Origin of the sequence: Halobellus sp. Atlit-38R (assembly GCF_003665925.1) — an archaeon.
Taxonomy (GTDB): domain Archaea; phylum Halobacteriota; class Halobacteria; order Halobacteriales; family Haloferacaceae; genus Haloquadratum; species Haloquadratum inordinatus.
Window position 1 is genome coordinate 312,162 of sequence record NZ_QXIJ01000002.1, and the last position, 18,809, is coordinate 330,970.

The window sequence follows — 18,809 nt, forward strand, 5'->3', positions numbered from 1 at the left end:
AAAAAGCCTTTACCCGCGTGGCGGCGTAGGAGGTGGTAATGGTACTCGACAATCTCGGGAGTTCCCTCCGCAGCAGTCTGGATAAGCTGCAGGGGAAATCCCGCCTCGACGAGGAGGACGTCGAGGAGATCGTCAAGGAGATCCAGCGCTCGCTGCTCTCTGCAGACGTCGACGTCAGCCTCGTGATGGACCTCTCCTCGTCCATCGAAGAACGCGCGACAGAAGAAGAACCGCCCGCCGGCACCTCCGCGCGGGACCACGTCCTCAAGATCGTCTACGAGGAACTCGTCGACCTCGTCGGCGAATCCACCGAGCTACCGCTGGAGTCGCAGACGATTCTCCTCGCTGGCCTCCAGGGGTCGGGGAAGACCACGAGCGCCGCGAAGATGGCGTGGTGGTTCTCGAAGAAGGGACTCCGTCCCGCCGTCATCCAGACGGACACCTTCCGCCCCGGCGCGTACGACCAGGCCAAGCAGATGTGCGAGCGCGCCGAGGTGTCGTTCTACGGCGACCCCGACGAGTCCGACCCCGTCAAGATCGCCCGCGAGGGCCTCGAAGCGACCGCGGACGCCGACGTTCACATCGTCGACACCGCCGGGCGACACGCGCTCGAGGACGACCTCATCGCCGAGATCGAGGAGATCGAAGACGTCGTCGAACCGGACCGCTCGCTCCTGGTGCTGGACGCTGCGATCGGGCAGGGTGCGAAAGAGCAGGCCCGTGAGTTCGACGACGCCATCGGCATCGGCGGCGTCGTCGTCACCAAACTCGACGGGACGGCGAAAGGTGGCGGCGCGCTGACGGCCGTCAACGAGACCGGCTCCTCGATCGCCTTCCTCGGGACGGGCGAGACCGTCCAGGACATCGAGCGCTTCGAGCCCAACGGCTTCATCTCCCGGCTGCTCGGGATGGGCGACCTGAAACAGCTCTCCGAGCGCGTCGAGCGCGCGATGGCCGAGACCCAGGAGGAGGACGACGACTGGGACCCCGAGGACATCATGGAGGGCTCGTTCACCCTCAAGGATATGCAAAAGCAGATGGAGGCGATGAACCGGATGGGCCCGCTCGATCAGGTCCTCGATATGATCCCGGGCCTCGGCGGCGGTTTCAAGGATCAACTACCCGACGACGCGATGGACGTCACCCAGGACCGGATGCACTCGTTCGACGTCATCATGGACTCGATGACCGAGAACGAACTGGAGAATCCGCGTTCGATCGGTGCCTCCCGCGTCCGCCGGATCGCCCGCGGCTCCGGGAAGGACGAAGAAACGGTCCAGGAACTCCTCGAACAGCACAAGATGATGGAGCAGACCATCCAGCAGTTCCAGGGGATGGGCGACGGCGATATGCAGCGGATGATGAAGAAGCTCCAGAATCAGGGCGGAGGCGGCGGAATGGGCGGCCTCGGCGGCGGCGGTGGCGGCGGTCTCGGCCCGTTCGGCTAACTCCAACTCGAACGTAACGGCTGTGGCGGCGTCCGCATCCAGGACACGCCCGATTTTTTACCCCCCGCGTTCTCGACTCCCGTATGACCGTCCGGGACGCCGCACGCGAGGCTTACCGCGAGGCGCTCCCGGCGCTCGCCGCGAGCCTCGTCGGCGGCCTCATCGCCGGCGTCGTACTCAGCGGGATGCGCGCAGAACTGCGCGACGTCTCGGGACTCCTCGTGCTCGTGCCTGCACTACTTGCGACCCGCGGCAACGTCTACGGCTCGCTCGGAGCACGGATCTCGACCGCGCTCCACCAGGGGCTCGTCGAGCCGCGAGTTCGCGGCGGCGACGAACGGCTCCGGTCGGCAGTGGCAGCCGCGCTCGCGAACGGCCTCCTGGCGTCGGCGTTCGCCGCCGTCGCCGTCTACACGATTCTCTCGCTGCTCGGGAGCTCGGTCGCGCCGCTCCCCGTACTGGTCGCGATCGCGCTGCTCGCGGGGCTGCTCTCCGGCGTCGCGCTCTCTGCGGTCGTCGTCACCGCGGTGTTCGCCGGCTACCGACGCGGTCGCGACCCCGACACGCTCGTCGGACCGCTCGTGACGACGACCGGCGACGTCTTCGGCGTGTTCTTCCTGCTCGCGGCGGTCAGGATCGTCCTCGCGCTCGCAGAGGTGATCTAAGTGTCGACCGAGTGGACCGTTCGGGCGATCACGCGGGCGATGCTGCCGATCCTGCTCGTCCTGACGCTCGTCGAGGTCGGGAGCGGCCTCGTGCTCGGCCGCTTCGAGACCCAGTTGCTCCAGTATCCGACACTGCTCGCGCTCGTTCCCGTGACGATCGGGACGGCCGGAAACCTCGGAAGCATCCTCGCCGCCCGGCTCTCGACGGCGTTCCACCTCGGAACGCTCTCGTTCGACCCCCGCGACGAGAACCTCGCCGGAAACGCGCTCGCGACGTTCGCGCTCGCGGTCTCGATCTTCCCGATTGTCGGCGTCGGCGCGTGGGGGCTCACAGCGCTCGTGAGCGGCGCGCAGTTGGAACCACAGACTGTCGTCGCGATTTCGCTCGCGTCCGGCATCGCGCTGGCGGTTCTCGCGATCGCGGTGACGGTCGCCGTGACTTACGTGGCCTACCGCTTCCGACTGGATCCCGACGACGTCGTGATTCCGATCGTGACCAACACCTGTGACGTCCTCGGGGTGGTGGTCCTCTTCGCGACCGTGCAGTTGCTCCTGTGAGCGGGGCCGGCGCTGCTCCGCCATCCCGACTCCGTGAACCGACGCCGATTAGTCCGCCGGGTTCCGAGGGTGAGACGTGCAACCGGGAGCGGCCGTCGACACCGTCTGGCCCGTGCTCGTCGAGGTAGCGCCGCGAGTCGCCCGCATCGCGGTCTTCATCGCCGGCGGCGTCTTTCTCGCCAACGTCGCCGTCGGCTTCGGCCTCGTCGAGAAGATCGCCACGTTCTCGAAGTACCTCACGCGACCCGCGAACCTCCCAGACGAGGTCGGAACTGCGATCGTCACGACCGCCGCCTCGACGACGGCGGGCTATGGAATGCTCGCGGACTTCCGCGAGTCGGGACGGCTCGACGACGCCGAGACGCTCATCGCGGTCACGATGAACACGTTCTTCGGCTTCGTCCAGCACATCTTCACCTTCTACGCGCCGGTGTTGATCCCGATTCTCGGTCTCGAAGTCGGAGTGCTCTACGTCGGTTCCCGCGCCGCGATCGCGCTCGGGATTACGATCGCCGGCGTCCTCGCCGGCGCGGTATTGCTCCCGCGGGGAGGGACAGAGGTGGATCGACAGGACGACTCGGCGACGACCGACGGCGGCGCAGAGAGCCCAGTGGGCGACGGCGGGCACGCAGCGACGGCAGACCACGCCGACGACGAGTCGGAGTCGGAGTCGGTCCCCGACGTACTCCACACCGCGGCCGGGAAGACCTGGCCGAAAATTCGGCGGATCGTCCCGCGGCTCGCGATCGTCTACGTACTCGTGACGTTGCTCGTGCAGACGCAGGACGTCCAGTCGATCACGAGCGTCGCAGAGCCACTGACGTCGCTGCTCGGACTGCCGGCGGCGTCGCTGCTGGTGGTTGGCGTCTTCGCGTTCGACACGACGACCGGAGCCGCGACGATCGCGCCGATGGTGGGGTCGACGTTCACGCCGCGGACCGCGGTGGCGACGATGCTCCTGGGCGGGATCATCTCCTTCGCGGTTTCGACGTTCAAGCGCTCGATCCCGTTCCAGTACGGGATCTGGGGACCGCGCTTCGGATCGAAAGTCATCGCCGTCAACACGGCGCTGAAAATCGTCTTCATCGCCGCCGCGTTGGCGATACTGCTCGCGCCGGTCTGAGCGTCCGAGTCGACGCGGTCCGCACGGACGGCCTGGGGCCGCAGTTCAGTCGCGGTCGTCGACGTCGACCGGACGGCCGTCCTCGGTCGGCGGCGCGACGTGGTCGATGTACGCCTCGACGTCGGGTTCGTGTACGGTGACGTGGACCTGGATGTCGCCGAGTTCGTCGGGGTTGCCGACGGCGAAGTTGATCACGCCTTTGAACGCCGCCTGCTTCTTCAGCGCGAAGGAGAAGCCGTCCTCGTCCGCTCGCTTGAAGAACTCTCGGCGGGCCGTGTCGAGGATCTCCTGTTCGTGGAGTCGCTCGGAGAATCGCTCCAGCGAGTGCGTCTCACCGACTATTTCGCCCGTTTCGTGCTCGAACTCGACGTTCGGGAAGAGATTCCGGACAGCGTCTTCGACGCGGGCGGTCACTTCCGTATCGCGGACCGGCGCGACGATCCGGGCCTTCACGCGGTAGATCATCGGTGATCACCCGCGTTCGCTTCAGGTGTCGGGTCCGATGCCGACGGGTCGAGGACGTCGGACGCGACCTGGACGGACTCGTCGTCGTCGACGCTCGCGAGGTCGCGGTCGAGGATCGCGCGGATGCGCTCGCGGAACGCGTCGAGGGTATCGGTATTCTCGACGACGACGTCGGCGCGGTCCATCACCTCGCCCATCCCGAATCCGAGTTCGCGCTCCTCGCGGTCGCGGAGCGCCTCTCTGTCGATGTCGGAGTCGTCGCGAGCGCGGTCGAGCAGTCGCTCGGCGCGGGTCTCGAACGGTGCTTCGATGCTCACGAGCAGGAACTCCTCGCCGAACGCCTCGCGGAAGCGATCGAGTTCGACCTCCGAGCGCAGGCCGTCGACGAGGACGGTGTCGTGGGTTTCCAGTTCGGCTTCGATCAGTGGCAGCGAGCGTTCGGCGATCGCCGCGGGGCCGTCCTCCTCGCGGAGCGTTCGCGCCATCTCGCCGTGGTGCTCTGCGGGGTCGAAGCCGCGCTCGCGGCAGGCCTCGCGGATGACGTCGCCCATCGTGACGACCGGAACGTCAGCCTCGCGGGCGACCGCGGCGGCCTCGCCCTTGCCGCTTCCGGGCAGTCCGACGGTACCGATGACCTTCATTACGCGTCGATTCACGGCACCCGACCTTACGAGTTCCGCTCGCGCGGGCGCGCCGGCGACGAAAGCCACATCCCTTTTTACTGCCCACCGAGTGCCTACCCACGAGGGCGCGTAGCTCAGTTGGACAGAGCGTCGGACTTCTAATCCGATGGTCGCGGGTTCGAATCCCGTCGCGCTCGTTGCGACCGCCGAGCGAAGCGAGGCGTGTCGAACCGTACCGCAAGGGATTCGAACCACGAAAGCCGATGACTGTCGGTACCGCCGTGAGTCGAGCCTCATCAGACAGTCACGCGACGTCGGCACAGCGCTCAAGATCCGTCCGGACTGTAATTGAGTTCAGTTCACGTCCACCTGTTTCACCGCGATCCGACGACCCGCGAAGCCGAAGCGTTTAATCGAATTCCGAACCCTGTTTCGGCTGATATGACGAAAGTCAGTGTAGTCGGTGCCGCCGGTACGGTCGGTGCCGCCGCCGGGTACAACCTCGCGCTTCGTGACGTCGTAGACGAACTCGTCTTCGTCGACATCCCCGACAAGGAAGACGAGACGGTCGGACAGGCCGCGGACACGAACCACGGGATCGCTTACGACTCGAACACCGAAGTCGTACAGGGCACCTACGAGGACACCGCGGGCTCGGACGTCGTCGTCATCACCGCCGGGATCCCCCGCCAGCCCGGACAGACGCGAATCGACCTCGCGGGCGACAACGCGCCGATTATGGCCGATATCGGCTCCTCGCTCGCCGAGCACAACGACGACTTCGTGTCCGTAACGACCTCGAATCCGGTCGACCTGCTGAACCGCCACCTCTACGAGTCCGGCGACCGCGACCGCCACAAGGTGATCGGCTTCGGCGGCCGCCTCGACTCCGCGCGCTTCCGCTACGTGCTCAGCCAGCGCTTCGACGTGCCCGTGAGGAACGTCGAGGCGACCATCCTCGGCGAACACGGCGACGCGCAGGTCCCCGTCTTCTCGAAGGTCCGCGTCGACGGTATGGACCCCGAGTTCTCCGCCGACGAGCGCGAGGAGATCCTCGGCGACCTTCAGGAGTCCGCGATGGACGTTATCGAACGGAAGGGCGCGACCCAGTGGGGCCCCGCGACCGGCGTCGCACATATGGTCGAGGCCATCCTCCGCGACACCGGCGCGGTTCTCCCGGGTTCGATCGCGCTCGACGGCGAATTCGGCTACGAAGACACCGCCTTCGGCGTCCCCGTCAAACTCGGCTCCGACGGCGTCGAGGAGGTCGTCGAGTGGGAGCTCGACGACTACGAGGCGGACCTGATGGACGACGCCGCGGACAAACTCGCAGAGCAGTACGAGAAGATCGCGTAGACTCGAACGGAGCAGCCGGTACCTTCCCTGCACCTGCTTTTTCGCCGTTCGGACGCGCCTCAGTCCGTCACGACGCTCGCGACCGACGGAATCGCGTCCACGACGCCGACCGCAACCCCGTAGCAGGCCAGCGCGTGCGCTCGCGGATAGTTGTCGAGGATCTCGCCGTCGGTGAGGAAGTCGTCGCCCTTCGAGAGATACATCGCCGCCCGACGGAGGAGCCACTTCTCGAAGGCGTCGCCTGCGGCGGCAATGCGATACGCGCCGTCGACGGCCCGCCGTTTCGCGTCGAGCAGCAGTCGCTTCGGAACCGACTGGCGACCGTGCAGCTGCTCGACGGCGTCACGACCGGTCGAAAAGCCCTGGAATTCGACGGCCGCTTCCGCGAGTTGGACCGTTTCGAACCCGGAGAGCCCGTCTCGACGCGCCCACTCGGCGTCGTCGAGGCTGTTTTCACCCGGATGGAGCGTCAAGAGTCGATTCCACGCGGTGTCGCGCGGCGTCTCCTCGTCGGTGTGGCGCTCGTGGTACCACTCGTTGTCGTGCGACGACGCCTGCGCACGCTCGCGGTACGTCTCGCGGGCCGCTGTGAGTCCGATCGGCGCGGGAGCGGACTGCCGAGCGCGGAACGTCCGATAGAACTGGCGGGCGTCGCTCAGAAACCGGACGGACCGCTCGTGGTTTCGGACGGCCCGAGCCAGCGCCTTCTTGCGGACGCGTTCGGGCTTCTCTGCGAGTTCTTCGCGGTCGACTTCGGCGTTCTTGCCGGCGATCATCGCCGCGTGGAGCCACGACTCCACGAGGTCGATCCAGACCATCGTCTCCGCGGGCGCGTCGCTCTCGTAACTGAGCGTCCCGCGAAGGTCATCGATGCCCGCGGCCGGGCCAGTCTGTGCCGCACCGGACGGCCCGATAGACACGTCGTCGAGACCGGCGGCGGCAACGCCGAACGTCTCGGCGACGTACCGGACGTGGTACCGGGCTTCACTGATCGTATCGAACGAGGCCGCGTGCGAGCCGTCGACGAACGCTCGCGCGGACGCGACGCTGCCTTCGTAGCCGAGAAACCGTTCGCCCTCGAAGACGCCAGCCGAGCGCGCGCGTTCGACGATCGGTTCGGCACGCTCGAGGAGGTCGCGGAGGTGCTCGATCGCGAGATCCCGGTGTGGCGGGCGCACGACGGCGACGTCCTGGTGAGAGCCCCCGTCGGGCACGGGGACGGCCCACGGCCCCGCGGCGGCCACGGCGCCGCAGCCAGCGAGCGCGGCGAGGCCCGCGGCGGCGCCACCGCGGAGGAGGGAACGGCGTGAGAGGGAGGGACCAGTCACGCCACGCGCTTCGAAAGTGACGCTAATACGTCTTTTCGTCGGCGCGACAGTCGTTCGGTCCGGCTACGCCTTCGCGGCTTCGAGATGCGAGATGTACGACGCCAGGTCGGTCGTCGTGACCATCCCGATGACCGCGTCGTCGGCGTCGACGACGGGCACGTGGTGGATGCCGTGTTCGATCATCGAGTCGGCGACGTCGGCGATCGGGACCTGCGCCGTCGTCGTGACGTCGGCGTCGGACATGTACGCGGAGACGGGCGTCTGGTCCTTCGGCTTCCGCTCGGCGACGATCTTCACGAAGTCGGTGTTGGTCAAGATCCCGACGAGTTGGCCGTCGTCGACGACGACGACGGAGCCGATCTCTGCGTCCAGCATCTTCTGTGCGGCCTCCTCGACGAGCGTGTCCGGCGAGACGGTGTGTACTGGTGAGGACATTACCCGTGCGACGAAGATGTCGTCCATACCTCGACCTGGTGCAGGAAGGACTATTAAGGATTCTGCCTAGTGGTACCAAACTACACTGCGAACTGCATTGCAGAGCGGAGGCGCGATCGGTCTCCGACCGAGCGTTTATATCCGATGCCAGGGCCAGCCCCGGCGTGACCTGACCGAGGTCCCGCGCCGGGCAGCGATCGCTCGGCACGTCGGCGCGGGAGCAGGGACGTGTGCCGACTGTTCGCCCCAGCAGGCCATATTCGTGCGGTCGCAGGACCTCACAGGCGCGTCACAGCCGTTCGCGTATCGACTGCGCCGTCTTCTCGCCGACGCCCGGGACGTCGATCAGATCCGCAGTCGACGCCGCCCGGACGTTCTCGACGCTCCCGAACCGCCTGAGGAGCGCCCGCCGCGTCTCGGCGCCGACGCCCGGGACGTCTTCGAGCACCGTCCGGACGTCGTCGCGGAGCGTCTGGTGGTACTGGACCGCGAAGCGGTGCGCCTCGTCGCGGACGCGCTGGAGGACGTGCAACGCGGGGTCGTCGTCCGCCCAGTCGTAAACCCGATCAGGGGTGACGACGAGTTCGTCTTCCTTCGCGAGCGCGACGACTGGCACGTCCCAGCCGGTCTCGGAGAGTGCGGCCTGCGCGGCCCCGAGTTGGCCGTCGCCGCCGTCGATCAACAGGAGGTCGGGATCGGGTCGATCGTCTCGTCCCTCGACCGCCCGGTCGGCCCGCCAGCGGACGAGTGCGCGCATACTCGCGTAGTCGTCGTTGCCGTCGGGGAGTCGCTTCCGCCGGTAGTCAGACTTCTCGGCGGAGCCGTCGACGAAACAGACGTCGCTGCCGACGACGGCTTTCCCGCCGGCGTGGCTCACGTCGAACGCCTCGATCCGGTCGACGGTCGACAGCCCAAGCGCGTTCGCGAGTGCCCCGAGTTCGTCGCCGCGGTCCGGCCCGCTCCGGGCGTTCTTGAGCGCGAGGTCGACGAGCTTCGCCTCGCGTCCCGCGCCAGGCACGCGGACGTCGACGCCCTCGGCGTTGAGCCACGCCGTCACGTCGCCGTCGTCCGGACGCTCCGAGCAGAGGATCGCATCTGGGAAATCGCGCTCGGCGTAGTACTGCGTGAGGAACGCCGTGAGGACGGCGGCGGCCCGCTCGCCGCCCTCGGGCGCGTCGAGGCGGTGCCGCGAGCGGTCGACTAGCTGGCCGCGTTCGCTGTGGAGTCGTGCGACGGTTGCGGTGTCGCCTTCGACCGACACGCCGAGAACGTCGACCGCTCGTTCGTCGGACTGCGCTGAGACGGCCTCCTCGCCCGCGCCGTGGAACGATTCGACCGCATCGAGTCGGTCGCGGAGGTTCGCCGCGCGCTCGAACTGTTCGGCCTCCGCCGCGTGTTCCATCGCACGCCGGAGTGGATCGGCGAGGACGCCGGTCTCGCCCTCGAAGAAGCGGACCACCGACGCGGCGTCCTCCCGGTAGGCGTCGGCGTCGATCTCGTCGGTACAGGGCGCGCTACACAGGCCCATCTCGTAGTCCAGACACGGGCGGTCGCGGTTCGCGTACTTGTGATCCGAGCAGCCACGGAGGCCGTAAGTCTCTCTGAGCGCTTTCACCACGGTCTCGACTCGGCCTTTGTCGGTGAACGGGCCGAAAACGGTCGCACCGGGGTCGGGATCTCTCGTGACCTCGATCCGTGAGATTGGATGGTCGGTGAGCTGGACCAATGGATAGGACTTGTCGTCCTTCAACCGGACGTTGTACCGCGGCTGATGCCGCTTTATCAGATTCGCTTCGAGAAGCAGCGCCTGCGTCTCGGTGTCGGTGACGGCGACGTCGATAGACCGAGCGCGCTCGACCATCTGCCGGATGCGCTCGCCGCGCGGATCGGCGTACGAGCGGACGCGATCTCGGACGTCGACGGCCTTGCCGACGTAGAGGACGTCCTCGCCGTCGAGAAACTGATAGACGCCGGGGTCGGTCGGTAACTCCGCGGCGCGGTCGCGAAGTTCGCTGCGCTCCATCGAGTCGGTGTAGCGGGCGAACGGGCTTGAGAGTGACGTGATCCGCGGGTGGCGATGTGACCGAGGGGAGTTACGATTGCGCCGCTCGGCGGCGGACAGTGAGGAACGCGAGATTCTGGAGACCCGTGAGGAGGAACGCGCCGGCGGTGCTCGAACGAGGAGCGAGCCCCAGGACGTCCGTGCCGATGAGATAGAACGCCGTGAACTCTGCTGCTGCCACCGCTCCCACGAGGACGGTCCAGAGGATCGCCTGCCACGCCCGATCGTAGGGCGGCCAGTACTCGTCGTACGCCGTCGGCACGCCGACACCGAGGAGCAACAGGAGCAGGAAGCCGCCTGTATCCGTTCCGACGCGCGACTGGAACGCGTAGGCCGTGGGGAGCGCGAGCGCGATGGCGGTGAATATCGTGAGCTGTCGCTGTGCGGTGAGCCACCGATAAACGGCGGCGGGTCGTGTGGAGGGCATAGTGGGAGATACGCCGAACGACAGTAAGAAAGTTGACCGCGCAGCCGTCGAGCCACCGAGACGGTAGCTACAAACCGCTCCTCGCCGATCCTCGGAGTATGGACGACGGCGACGATTCCACCGACGACGACACGGTTCGCTGCTGGCTCGTCGAACGGACGTACACCGACCGCGGACTCGTCGATATGGTGTACGCGACGCCCGACGGGTCACAGCTCCGTCGAAAGCAGGTGTCGACGACGATTATGCGACAGCGCGGGGTCGGGACGACGGCCGCCGTGGACGTCGACCGTGACGACCTCGAACCGGTCGACGACGAAGTCCGAGAGCGCTACGCTGCGGAAGTCGAACGGATGCGTGAACAGTACGAGCCCGACGACGAAGTGTAGTTCATCCGAGGAGAACGCGACGCAGACGCGGCGAGCCTCGTCCTGAACGAATCTCAGAGCTGATTCTGCCACCAAACGCTTTATGCACGGACCTGACAACCCTCGCCTATGGCCGCCATCGAACTCGACGGGGTGACAAAGCGGTTCGAGGACGTCACCGCCGTCTCGGACCTCTCGTTGACTGTCGAGGAGGGGGAGGTGTTCGGCTTTCTCGGCCCGAACGGCGCGGGGAAGTCGACGACGATCAACGTCCTCCTCGATTTCGTCCGCCCCACCGCGGGGGCTGTGACCGTACTCGGTCACGACGCCCGCGCGGAGAGCGTCGCCGTCCGCGAGCGAACCGGCGTCCTCCCGGAGGGATTCGACGTCTACGATCGGCTGACCGGCCGTGCCCACGTCGAATTCGCGATCGACTCCAAGGAGGTCGACGACGACCCCGACGCCGTATTAGAGCGCGTCGGGCTCGCCGACGCTGCGGACAGACAGGCCGGTGGGTACTCGAAGGGGATGCGCCAGCGCCTCGCGCTCGCGATGGCGCTCGTCGGCGACCCCGACCTCCTGGTCCTCGACGAGCCGTCCTCGGGGCTCGACCCGGCTGGCGCGAAGGAGATGCGCGAGATCGTACTCGAGGAGGCCGAACGAGGCACGACCGTCTTCTTCTCCAGTCACATCCTCGAACAGGTCGAGGCCGTCTGCGACCGGGTCGGAATCCTCCGCGACGGCGAACTCGTCGCCGTCGACTCCATCGACGGCCTCCGAGAGGCAACCGACGCCGACGCCACGCTCTCTGTCTCCGTCGGCGACCCGGTCGGCGACGAGACCCTCGCCGCCGTCGGCAACCTCGACGGGGTCCAGAGCGTCGACCGCGACGGCGACGGTGCACTCCGGGTCGCCTGCGACAGCGACGCAAAGACCCGAGTCGTCACGGAACTGGAAGACCGCGGCGTCGCCGTCACCGACTTCACGACCGAGGAGGCGTCCCTCGAAGACCTGTTCCTCGCGTACACCGAGGGCGGAGGCGTTGCCGAGGCCGACGCCATCGAGACGGCTGACAGTGGATCGCCCGAGTCGACCGCCGACGACGTGGAGGTGCGACAATGAGCTGGCAGGCCGTCGCCCGCAAGGAGTTCCGCGACGCGATCCGTTCGCGGTGGCTCCACGGCTCGACGCTGTTTTTCGCGCTGTTCCTCGGCGGAGCCAGCGCACTGTTCTTCGGCGTCCTGCTGCCGCCGGCGAACCGACAGGTGTCGAACCTCTTCGGGTTCTTCGCGAACCTCGGCGTGTTCAGCTTCTCGTTCCCGGCGCTACTCGCGCTCGTGCTCGGCTTCATCGCGCTCTCGACGTCGTACGGATCGATCACCGAGGAACGCGAGACAGGATCGATCAAGCTCCTGCTGTCGCTGCCGAACTCGCGTCTCGACGTCGTCGTCGGGAAGCTCCTCGGCCGGTCGACGGTCGTCGTGGCCGCGCTGCTCGTCGGGTTCCTCGCGACGTTCGTAGCCCTCGTTGCGACCGGGACGCGACTGCAGCTCGGCGCGTTCGTGCCGCAGGTCGCGCTCACGGCGATTCTCGGCGTCGCTTTCGTCTCGATCGGACTGAGTCTCTCCGCGCTCGCGGACTCGAACCGCGAGGCGACGCTCGCGACGATGGGGCTGTACTTCGTCTTCGCGGTCCTCTGGGGATCGATCGCGGAGGGTATCCCGAAGCTCCTGAACTACGCCGGAGAGCAGGTCGGGATGAGCGTCGGAGCGCTCACCCGCGTCCAGCTCGGCGTGTTCCTGAAGTACGTGAACCCGCTGAAGGCCTACGAGACGCTCGCGGCCGGGCTGTACTACGAGCCGGCGCGAGCGCGGCTCCTCAGCACCACGTTCGGGGAGCGAGCGGTCCTCGGATCGACCCTGCAGGAGTCGATGCCGTTCTACTTCACAGACTGGTTCCTCTTTTTGCTCTTGCTCGCGTGGATCGCTGTGCCGGCTGCCGTCGGCTACTGGGCGTTCGAGCGCGAGGACCTCTGACCGCTGCTCGGTCACGTCGATCCAGATCGGTCGGTCACTCAGTTTCCGGCGGATACTCGATCCCGTGCTCTTCGAGGAGCGCCGCGAACTCGTCTTCGCCGAGCGTCGGCACCTCGTTGTCCGCGGCGTCGTCGCGCTTCGTCTGGCCCGGGTTCTCGCCGACGACGAGGTAATCCGTATTCCCGGAGACGCTCCCGGTGGCCGTGCCGCCGTGACGCTCGACGACCTCTTGGGCGTCCGCGCGCGTCACCGAGAGCGAGCCCGTGAACACGAACGTCAGCCCGTCGAGTTCGTCGCCACCTGTCGACGCGACGGATTCGGGCTCGACGCCCAGTTCGCGCAGTCCCGTGACGACCGCGCGGTTCTGCTCGTTCGCGAAGAAGTCGTGGATGCGCGCTGCGACGGTCGGACCGACGTCGTCGACTGCTCGCAGATCCGCCTCGGAGGCGTCCATCACGGCGTCGAGGTCGCCGAACGTCGCGGCGAGGTTTCGCGCCGTGCTCTCGCCGACTTCGGGGATCCCGAGCGCGACGAGGAAGTCCGAGAGCGGCGGCGACGTCGTCGCCGCGACGGCGTCGACGAGGTTCTGCGCGCTCGTCTCGCCCCAGCCCTCCAGATCGGCGACATCGCCGACGGAAAGCCGATAGAGGTCCGGTAGCGTCGACAGCACGCCCGTATCGACGAGCTGTTCGACGCGCTCCTCGCCGAGGCCGTCGATGTCGAGCGCCTGTCGGCTCCCGTAGTGGACGATCGTCCGCACGAGCTGGGCGTCGCAGGTGAGACCGCCGGTACAGAACGCCAGCGGGCCGTCGCGCTCGACGGGGCTGTCGCAGACCGGGCACGTTTCGGGGAAGTCGTAGGTTCCCGCAGCGCGCTTTTCGGTCACCTCCGCGACTTCCGGGATGACGTCGCCCGCGCGGCGGACGCGCACCTCGTCGCCGACGTCGACGCCGAGGCGTTCGATCTCGTCGGGGTTGTGGAGTGATGCTCGCGAGACGGTGACGCCGCCGACGTCGACCGGGTCCAAGAGAGCGACGGGCGTGAGCCGACCGGTGCGGCCCACCTGGACGACGATGTCGGTGACGTGTGTCACCTCCGCGCGCGGCGGGAATTTGTAGGCGAAGGCCCACCGGACGGCTCGGCTCGTCGCCCCCAGCGTCTCGCGGGCCTCGCGGTCGTCGACTTTGATCACGGTGCCGTCGATCTCGTAGTTCAGGTCCTCGCGGGCGTCGAGCAGGGCGTCGCGGTAGTCGATCGCCTCGTCGATCGAGGGGACGGCCTCGACGCGGTCGTTCACGTGGAAGCCCCACTCGCGGAGGGCGTCGAACGTCTCCCGCTGGCTGTCCGGAACCTCGCTGGCGTCCAACACGTCGTAGAAGAAGCAATCGAGCGGCCGGTCGGCGACGACCGCGGGGTCGAGTTGCCGGAGCGTCCCGGCGGCGGCGTTCCGGGGGTTCGCGAACGGGTCGTCGCCGCGCTCGACGCGCTCGCGGTTGTGCTCGCGGAACGCGTCTCGCGGCATAAACACCTCGCCGCGAACGGCGAGGAACTCCGGCACGTCGCCGCCGAGTTCGAGCGGGATCGACCGGATCGTCCGCACCTGTCGGGTGACGTCGTCGCCGTGCCGACCGTCGCCCCGCGTCGCCGCGCGGACGTACTCGCCGTCCTCGTAGACGACTTCGACCGAGAGGCCGTCGAACTTGGGTTCACAGGCGTAGTCGACGTCGCCGACGGCGTCGCGGACGCGGCGATCGAACTCGCGGACCTCCTCGGCCGCCGTCGACTGCTCGATCGAGAGCATCGGCGCGGCGTGCGCGACGGTTTCGAGTTCGTCGAGCGGTTCGCCGCCGACGCGGCGGGTCGGACTGGTCCCGCGTTCGAGGTCGAACTCGGCTTCGAGGCGCTGCAACCGGGCGAACAGCTCGTCGTACGCGCGATCGGAGATGAGTGGGTCGGCCTCGACGTAGTAGCGGTGGTCGTGCTCGCGGATCGCCTCCCGCAGCAACGCTGCCTCCGCCTGCGCCTCCTCGCGGGTCAGTTGCTCGGCCGGCGCGAAGTCCGTGTCCGGATCGCGAAGGTACGGGTTTTCCGGATCGGCGTACGCCGGCTCGAACGCCTCTCCCGCACTGTCCCCGCTGGCCTCCTCCGACGACGCCTCGTCGCTCATCGTATCGACGGATCGGACGGCCCCGAGTTAGGTGCTTCGTCGCACCGCTCCCACAACTGGGACCCGTGTCACGTAACCGCTGGTTATAAGTTTGTGTAGGAATATGCATACTACACATAGTATGGTCGATGGGTTCCACACCCGGAGTCTACACGCCGGTCAGGAGCCGGACGAGGCGACGGGCGCTCGCGCACCGCCGCTCTATCAGACGACCTCCTACGCCTTCGAGGACGCCGACCACGCCGCCGACCTCTACGCGCTTTCGGCCGACGGCGACGTCTACTCGCGGATCTCGAATCCGACGACGCGGATCCTCGAAGAGCGACTCGCGGCCCTCGAAGGCGGCGTCGCCGCGGTCGCGACCGCCTCGGGAATGGCTGCGCTCGATTCGATCACCAGTATGCTCGCCAACGCCGGCGACAACGTCGTCGCGAGCGCGGATATGTACGGCGGGACGGCGACCTACCTGACGAAGATGGCGACGCGCCGCGGCGTCGACATCCGGGTCGTGGACACCCTCGACTACGACGCCTTCGCAGACCGGATCGACGAGGACACCGCGTTCGTCCACGTCGAGACCATCGCGAACCCCTCGCTGAAGACGCCCGACTTCGAGCGCCTCGCAGACATTGCCCACGAGGCGGCCGCGCCGCTCGTCGTCGACAACACCTTCGCGACGCCGTACCTCTGCCGGCCGCTCGAACACGGCGCCGACATCGTCTGGGAGTCGACGACGAAGTGGCTCCACGGCTCCGGAACGACCGTCGGCGGCGTCCTCGTCGACGGCGGCACTTTCCCGTGGGAACACGCCGACTACGACGAACTCTCTGGCACCAACCCGGCGTTCGGCATCGACTTCGTCGAGCGCTACGGCGAGGCCGCGTTCGCCAACGCGACCCGCCAGCGCGCGCTCCGCACGCTCGGAAATCAGCAGTCGCCGTTCGACGCCTGGCAGACGATCCAGGGGCTGGAGACGCTCCCGCTTCGGATGGCCCGCCACTGCGAGAACGCCCGCGAGGTCGCGACCTTCCTCCGGGAGCACGAGGACGTCGCGTGGGTGTCGTATCCGGGGTTCGAGGACCACCCGACCCACGAGAACGCGACCCGGTATCTGGGGTCCGCAGAGAACGGCGACGGCGAGTTCGAGTACGGCGGAATGGTCACCTTCGGCCTCGAAGCCGGCTTCGAGGCGGCCAAGCGAACCTGCGAGGAGGCCGACCTCGCGTCGTTCCTCGCGAACATCGGCGACGCGAAGACGCTCGTGATCCACCCGGCCTCGACGACGCACGCGCAGTTGAGCGAGGAGGAACAGAAGGCCGCGGGGCTCAGCCCCGAGATGGTCCGCCTCTCGGTCGGCATCGAAGACGCCGCCGACGTCATCGCCGACCTGGACCGGGCGATCCGCGCCGCAACGCAAGGCGTTTCGGCCTCGGACTCCGAGGGGGAGGAAACACGATGAAAACAGACAGCGGAACCGTCGACCTCGGGCGGTTCGACTTCGCCTCCGGCGACGAGATCGAGAACCTCGAAGTCGCCTACGAGACCTACGGCGAGTTCGACGGCGACAACGCGGTGCTCGTCTGTCACGCCCTCACCGGCAGCCAGAACGTCGCCGGCTACGGCTCCGAGACCGCGGGCCAGGCCCGCGCGTGGTGGAACGACATCGTCGGCCCCGGCAAAGCGATCGACACCAACGAGTACTACGTCGTCTCCGCGAACATCCCCGGGTCGTGCTACGGCACCTCCGGCCCCGCGTCGACCGATCCCGAGGGCGAGGTGTACGGCACCGACTTCCCGCCGGTCACGATCGGCGACTGGACGCGCTCGCAGCGCCTATTGCTCGACGAGCTCGGCGTCGGCCGCCTGCACGCGGTCGTCGGCGGGAGCGTCGGCGGGATGAACGCCCTCGACTGGGCGAAGCGCTACCCCGACGACGCCCGGTACGTCGTTTCCGTCGCCGCGGCGGCACGCCTCGACGCCCAGTGTCTCGCGCTCGACGCCATCGCCCGCCGGGCGATCACGACCGATCCGCACTGGAACGGCGGCGACTACTACGGAAACGACGAACAGCCGACCGACGGGCTCGCGCTCGCCCGTCAGATCGGCCACGTGATGTACCTCTCGAAGTCGTCGATGGAGCAGAAGTTCGGGCGGCGCGCCGCCGGCCGCGACGCGCGCCGGGACTCCTTCCCCGCCGATCCCGCCGCGGCGTTCTTCCCCTACCGCGACGTGGAGTCCTACCTCGACTACCAGGCCGAGAAGTTCGTCGACCGCTTCGACGCCAACTCCTATCTGTATCTCACGCGGGCGATGGACGACTACGACCTCTCGGAGGGCTACGAGAACGACTCGCGCGCGCTCGCCGCCTTCGAGGGCGAGGCGCTGTTGCTCTCGTTCACGGGCGATTGGCACTTCACCACCGAGCAATCGGAGACCGTCGCCGAGGCGTTCCGCGAGACGGGCGTGCCGGTGTCTCACCACGTCATCGACTCCGACCACGGCCACGACGCGTTCCTCGTCGAACCCGAGAAGGTCGGACCGCCGCTCCGCGATTTCCTCGCGGAGGGCGTCAACGGGCGCTCCGTCCACGACACCGTCGAAGCCGAACCCAACACCGGCGGCGACTTCGCGCCCGTTCACGCGTCGCTGTTTAGTCGGTGAGCCCGCGCCGCCCCAGTGAGTCAAGAACGGTCCCGCTGAACCCGAACGCACTTTTCGCTGCGCGCTGTGTCCGACGGTATGTCTCCGGCAGATCTCCTCGCACGACTCGCTGGCCTCCTCGTCGCCGTTGTCGGCGGCGTCCTCGTCCTGGGCGGCTTCTTCGTGCCAACCGCGGGCGCGCCCGGCATCGCGCTGCTCGCTCGCGGCGCGATCCTGAACGTCGTCGTCGCCGGGGGAGCCGCCGGCGTCGCCTTCCTCCTCGCCGGACTCGCTGTGCTCGTCGATCGCGGCCGTGCGCTCGCGGTCAGCGTCGGCGGAATCGTCCTCGTCGCTGCCGTCGCCCTACTCGCCGTCGGGACGAATTCGACGCAGAGCGTGCTCGGCGTCGGCCTCGTGGCGCTGGTACTCCTGCTCGCGGGGTCGTCGGTCGGAAGTGGCGCAGCGGCGTGAGGCCAGCCGGAGCGGGTGCCCCTGCGATTCAGACCGGACAGCGCTCTCGCAGGCGCTCGACCGCACGCTGTGCGCTCTCGGCCCCGCGGCGGAGACAGCGGCGAGCGCGACGCGTCCGTCGTCGGACGCCGAACTTGAGCGCGTCGTAGGAGTTTCCGAGCAGATTGCCGAAGTAGATCGCGCGAACGAACGCCAGCACGTCGGCGGCCGTCTCGGGTCCGTAGGTCTCGCGTAACTCGGCGACGGCGTCCGGACTCGGATCCTCGTCGGCCTCGGCGTACGCCTGTGCGAACAGGAGCGCGGTCCGTTCCTCGTCGTTTACAGCCCCGTCGACGTCGTTTTCGAGGATTCGGTCGATGGTGGCCTGGTCGACGCCAGTCTCCTGGGCGAGGTCGGTGTGGTAGCGAGTGCAGTACTGGCACTCGTTGACGGCGGTGACCGCGAGCATAATCTTCTCTGCGAACTGGTCGCTGACTCTGTCTGCTCGTTTTGCGCGCACCAGATCCGGGAGGTTGTGCACGAACTTTGCAGTACCAGTCAGGAGAGAACGCGGCGTGAATCGCTTTTTCGTAAATCTCCCCGGCGTATCTTCGGTCTCGTCTGTCATCTCTAACCTCATATTCTGCACCGTTACAAT

Annotated in this window: 19 protein-coding genes and 1 tRNA gene; 12 read left to right on the forward strand and 8 right to left on the reverse strand. The window is 67.7% G+C overall.

Annotated elements, in window-relative coordinates:
• Positions 1 to 38 precede the first annotated feature (38 nt).
• The 4 genes from D3D02_RS04175 to D3D02_RS04190 all read left to right on the forward strand — a co-directional run bounded on the left by D3D02_RS04175 (position 39) and on the right by D3D02_RS04190 (position 3,794).
• Positions 39 to 1,448: a signal recognition particle protein Srp54 gene (locus tag D3D02_RS04175; RefSeq protein ID WP_121568717.1), complete on the forward strand. Its 1,410-nt coding sequence runs from the start codon at positions 39 to 41 to the stop codon at positions 1,446 to 1,448.
• An 83-nt stretch (positions 1,449 to 1,531) separates the two neighbouring features.
• Positions 1,532 to 2,113, forward strand: a complete 582-nt coding sequence (locus tag D3D02_RS04180; RefSeq protein WP_121568718.1) for a magnesium transporter — start codon at positions 1,532 to 1,534, stop codon at positions 2,111 to 2,113.
• Positions 2,114 to 2,671, forward strand: a complete 558-nt coding sequence (locus D3D02_RS04185) for a magnesium transporter (protein ID WP_121568719.1) — start codon at positions 2,114 to 2,116, stop codon at positions 2,669 to 2,671.
• A 76-nt stretch (positions 2,672 to 2,747) separates the two neighbouring features.
• Positions 2,748 to 3,794, forward strand: a complete 1,047-nt coding sequence (locus D3D02_RS04190) for a nucleoside recognition protein (protein WP_121568720.1) — start codon at positions 2,748 to 2,750, stop codon at positions 3,792 to 3,794.
• Between the two features lie 45 nt (positions 3,795 to 3,839).
• Here D3D02_RS04190 and D3D02_RS04195 read toward each other — a convergent pair whose 3' ends face one another.
• Both D3D02_RS04195 and D3D02_RS04200 read right to left on the reverse strand, forming a co-directional pair.
• Entirely contained in the window at positions 3,840 to 4,259 is a 420-nt protein-coding gene (locus D3D02_RS04195; protein ID WP_121568721.1) for an RNA-binding domain-containing protein, read from the reverse strand.
• Positions 4,256 to 4,900, reverse strand: a complete 645-nt coding sequence (locus D3D02_RS04200) for an AAA family ATPase (protein ID WP_121568722.1) — start codon at positions 4,898 to 4,900, stop codon at positions 4,256 to 4,258. Before D3D02_RS04200 ends, D3D02_RS04195 begins: the two co-directional genes overlap by 4 nt.
• 105 nt (positions 4,901 to 5,005) lie before the next feature.
• Between D3D02_RS04200 and D3D02_RS04205 the strand changes: the two genes are divergently transcribed.
• Positions 5,006 to 5,079, forward strand: a tRNA-Arg gene (locus tag D3D02_RS04205).
• A 244-nt stretch (positions 5,080 to 5,323) separates the two neighbouring features.
• Complete coding sequence (mdh, locus tag D3D02_RS04215; protein WP_121568724.1) at positions 5,324 to 6,238, forward strand: malate dehydrogenase; 915 nt, start codon at positions 5,324 to 5,326, stop codon at positions 6,236 to 6,238.
• Positions 6,239 to 6,297: 59 nt separating this feature from the next.
• Here the strand turns inward: mdh and D3D02_RS04220 are convergent, their stop codons facing one another.
• The 4 genes from D3D02_RS04220 to D3D02_RS04235 all read right to left on the reverse strand — a co-directional run bounded on the left by D3D02_RS04220 (position 6,298) and on the right by D3D02_RS04235 (position 10,490).
• Entirely contained in the window at positions 6,298 to 7,566 is a 1,269-nt protein-coding gene (locus D3D02_RS04220) for a hypothetical protein (RefSeq protein WP_121568725.1), read from the reverse strand.
• 63 nt (positions 7,567 to 7,629) lie between these two features.
• A complete protein-coding gene (locus D3D02_RS04225) occupies positions 7,630 to 8,028 on the reverse strand; it encodes a CBS domain-containing protein (RefSeq protein WP_121568726.1) in 399 nt (132 codons plus the stop codon).
• 262 nt (positions 8,029 to 8,290) lie between these two features.
• On the reverse strand, positions 8,291 to 10,024 hold the full coding sequence (locus tag D3D02_RS04230) for an excinuclease ABC subunit C (RefSeq protein ID WP_121568727.1): 1,734 nt from the start codon (positions 10,022 to 10,024) through the stop codon (positions 8,291 to 8,293).
• A gap of 70 nt (positions 10,025 to 10,094) precedes the next feature.
• Complete coding sequence (locus tag D3D02_RS04235) at positions 10,095 to 10,490, reverse strand: hypothetical protein (protein WP_121568728.1); 396 nt, start codon at positions 10,488 to 10,490, stop codon at positions 10,095 to 10,097.
• Between the two features lie 98 nt (positions 10,491 to 10,588).
• Here D3D02_RS04235 and D3D02_RS04240 point away from each other — a divergent pair, with 98 nt between their 5' ends.
• The 3 genes from D3D02_RS04240 (at position 10,589) to D3D02_RS04250 (ending at position 12,894) form a co-directional block, all read left to right on the forward strand.
• Positions 10,589 to 10,879 carry a hypothetical protein gene (locus tag D3D02_RS04240; protein WP_121568729.1) on the forward strand — a complete coding sequence of 97 codons (291 nt, stop codon included), beginning with the start codon at positions 10,589 to 10,591 and terminating at the stop codon, positions 10,877 to 10,879.
• Positions 10,880 to 10,987: 108 nt separating this feature from the next.
• Entirely contained in the window at positions 10,988 to 11,980 is a 993-nt protein-coding gene (locus tag D3D02_RS04245; protein WP_121568730.1) for an ABC transporter ATP-binding protein, read from the forward strand.
• Positions 11,977 to 12,894 carry an ABC transporter permease gene (locus D3D02_RS04250; protein ID WP_121568731.1) on the forward strand — a complete coding sequence of 306 codons (918 nt, stop codon included), beginning with the start codon at positions 11,977 to 11,979 and terminating at the stop codon, positions 12,892 to 12,894. The genes D3D02_RS04245 and D3D02_RS04250 overlap by 4 nt, the downstream gene beginning before the upstream one ends.
• Before the next feature lie 34 nt (positions 12,895 to 12,928).
• Here D3D02_RS04250 and ligA read toward each other — a convergent pair whose 3' ends face one another.
• Positions 12,929 to 15,061 (reverse strand): NAD-dependent DNA ligase LigA, encoded by a 2,133-nt coding sequence (gene ligA, locus D3D02_RS04255; RefSeq protein WP_121568732.1) that lies wholly within the window; start codon positions 15,059 to 15,061, stop codon positions 12,929 to 12,931.
• 121 nt (positions 15,062 to 15,182) lie between these two features.
• Here ligA and D3D02_RS04260 point away from each other — a divergent pair, with 121 nt between their 5' ends.
• The 3 genes from D3D02_RS04260 to D3D02_RS04270 all read left to right on the forward strand — a co-directional run bounded on the left by D3D02_RS04260 (position 15,183) and on the right by D3D02_RS04270 (position 18,172).
• A complete protein-coding gene (locus D3D02_RS04260; protein ID WP_121568733.1) occupies positions 15,183 to 16,520 on the forward strand; it encodes an O-acetylhomoserine aminocarboxypropyltransferase/cysteine synthase family protein in 1,338 nt (445 codons plus the stop codon).
• Positions 16,517 to 17,722: a homoserine O-acetyltransferase gene (metX, locus tag D3D02_RS04265; RefSeq protein WP_121568734.1), complete on the forward strand. Its 1,206-nt coding sequence runs from the start codon at positions 16,517 to 16,519 to the stop codon at positions 17,720 to 17,722. The genes D3D02_RS04260 and metX overlap by 4 nt, the downstream gene beginning before the upstream one ends.
• 78 nt (positions 17,723 to 17,800) lie before the next feature.
• Positions 17,801 to 18,172 carry a hypothetical protein gene (locus D3D02_RS04270; RefSeq protein WP_121568735.1) on the forward strand — a complete coding sequence of 124 codons (372 nt, stop codon included), beginning with the start codon at positions 17,801 to 17,803 and terminating at the stop codon, positions 18,170 to 18,172.
• 28 nt (positions 18,173 to 18,200) lie between these two features.
• On the opposite strand, the gene D3D02_RS04275 is transcribed toward D3D02_RS04270, so the two are convergent.
• Positions 18,201 to 18,779 carry a carboxymuconolactone decarboxylase family protein gene (locus D3D02_RS04275; RefSeq protein ID WP_158599316.1) on the reverse strand — a complete coding sequence of 193 codons (579 nt, stop codon included), beginning with the start codon at positions 18,777 to 18,779 and terminating at the stop codon, positions 18,201 to 18,203.
• Positions 18,780 to 18,809 lie beyond the last annotated feature (30 nt).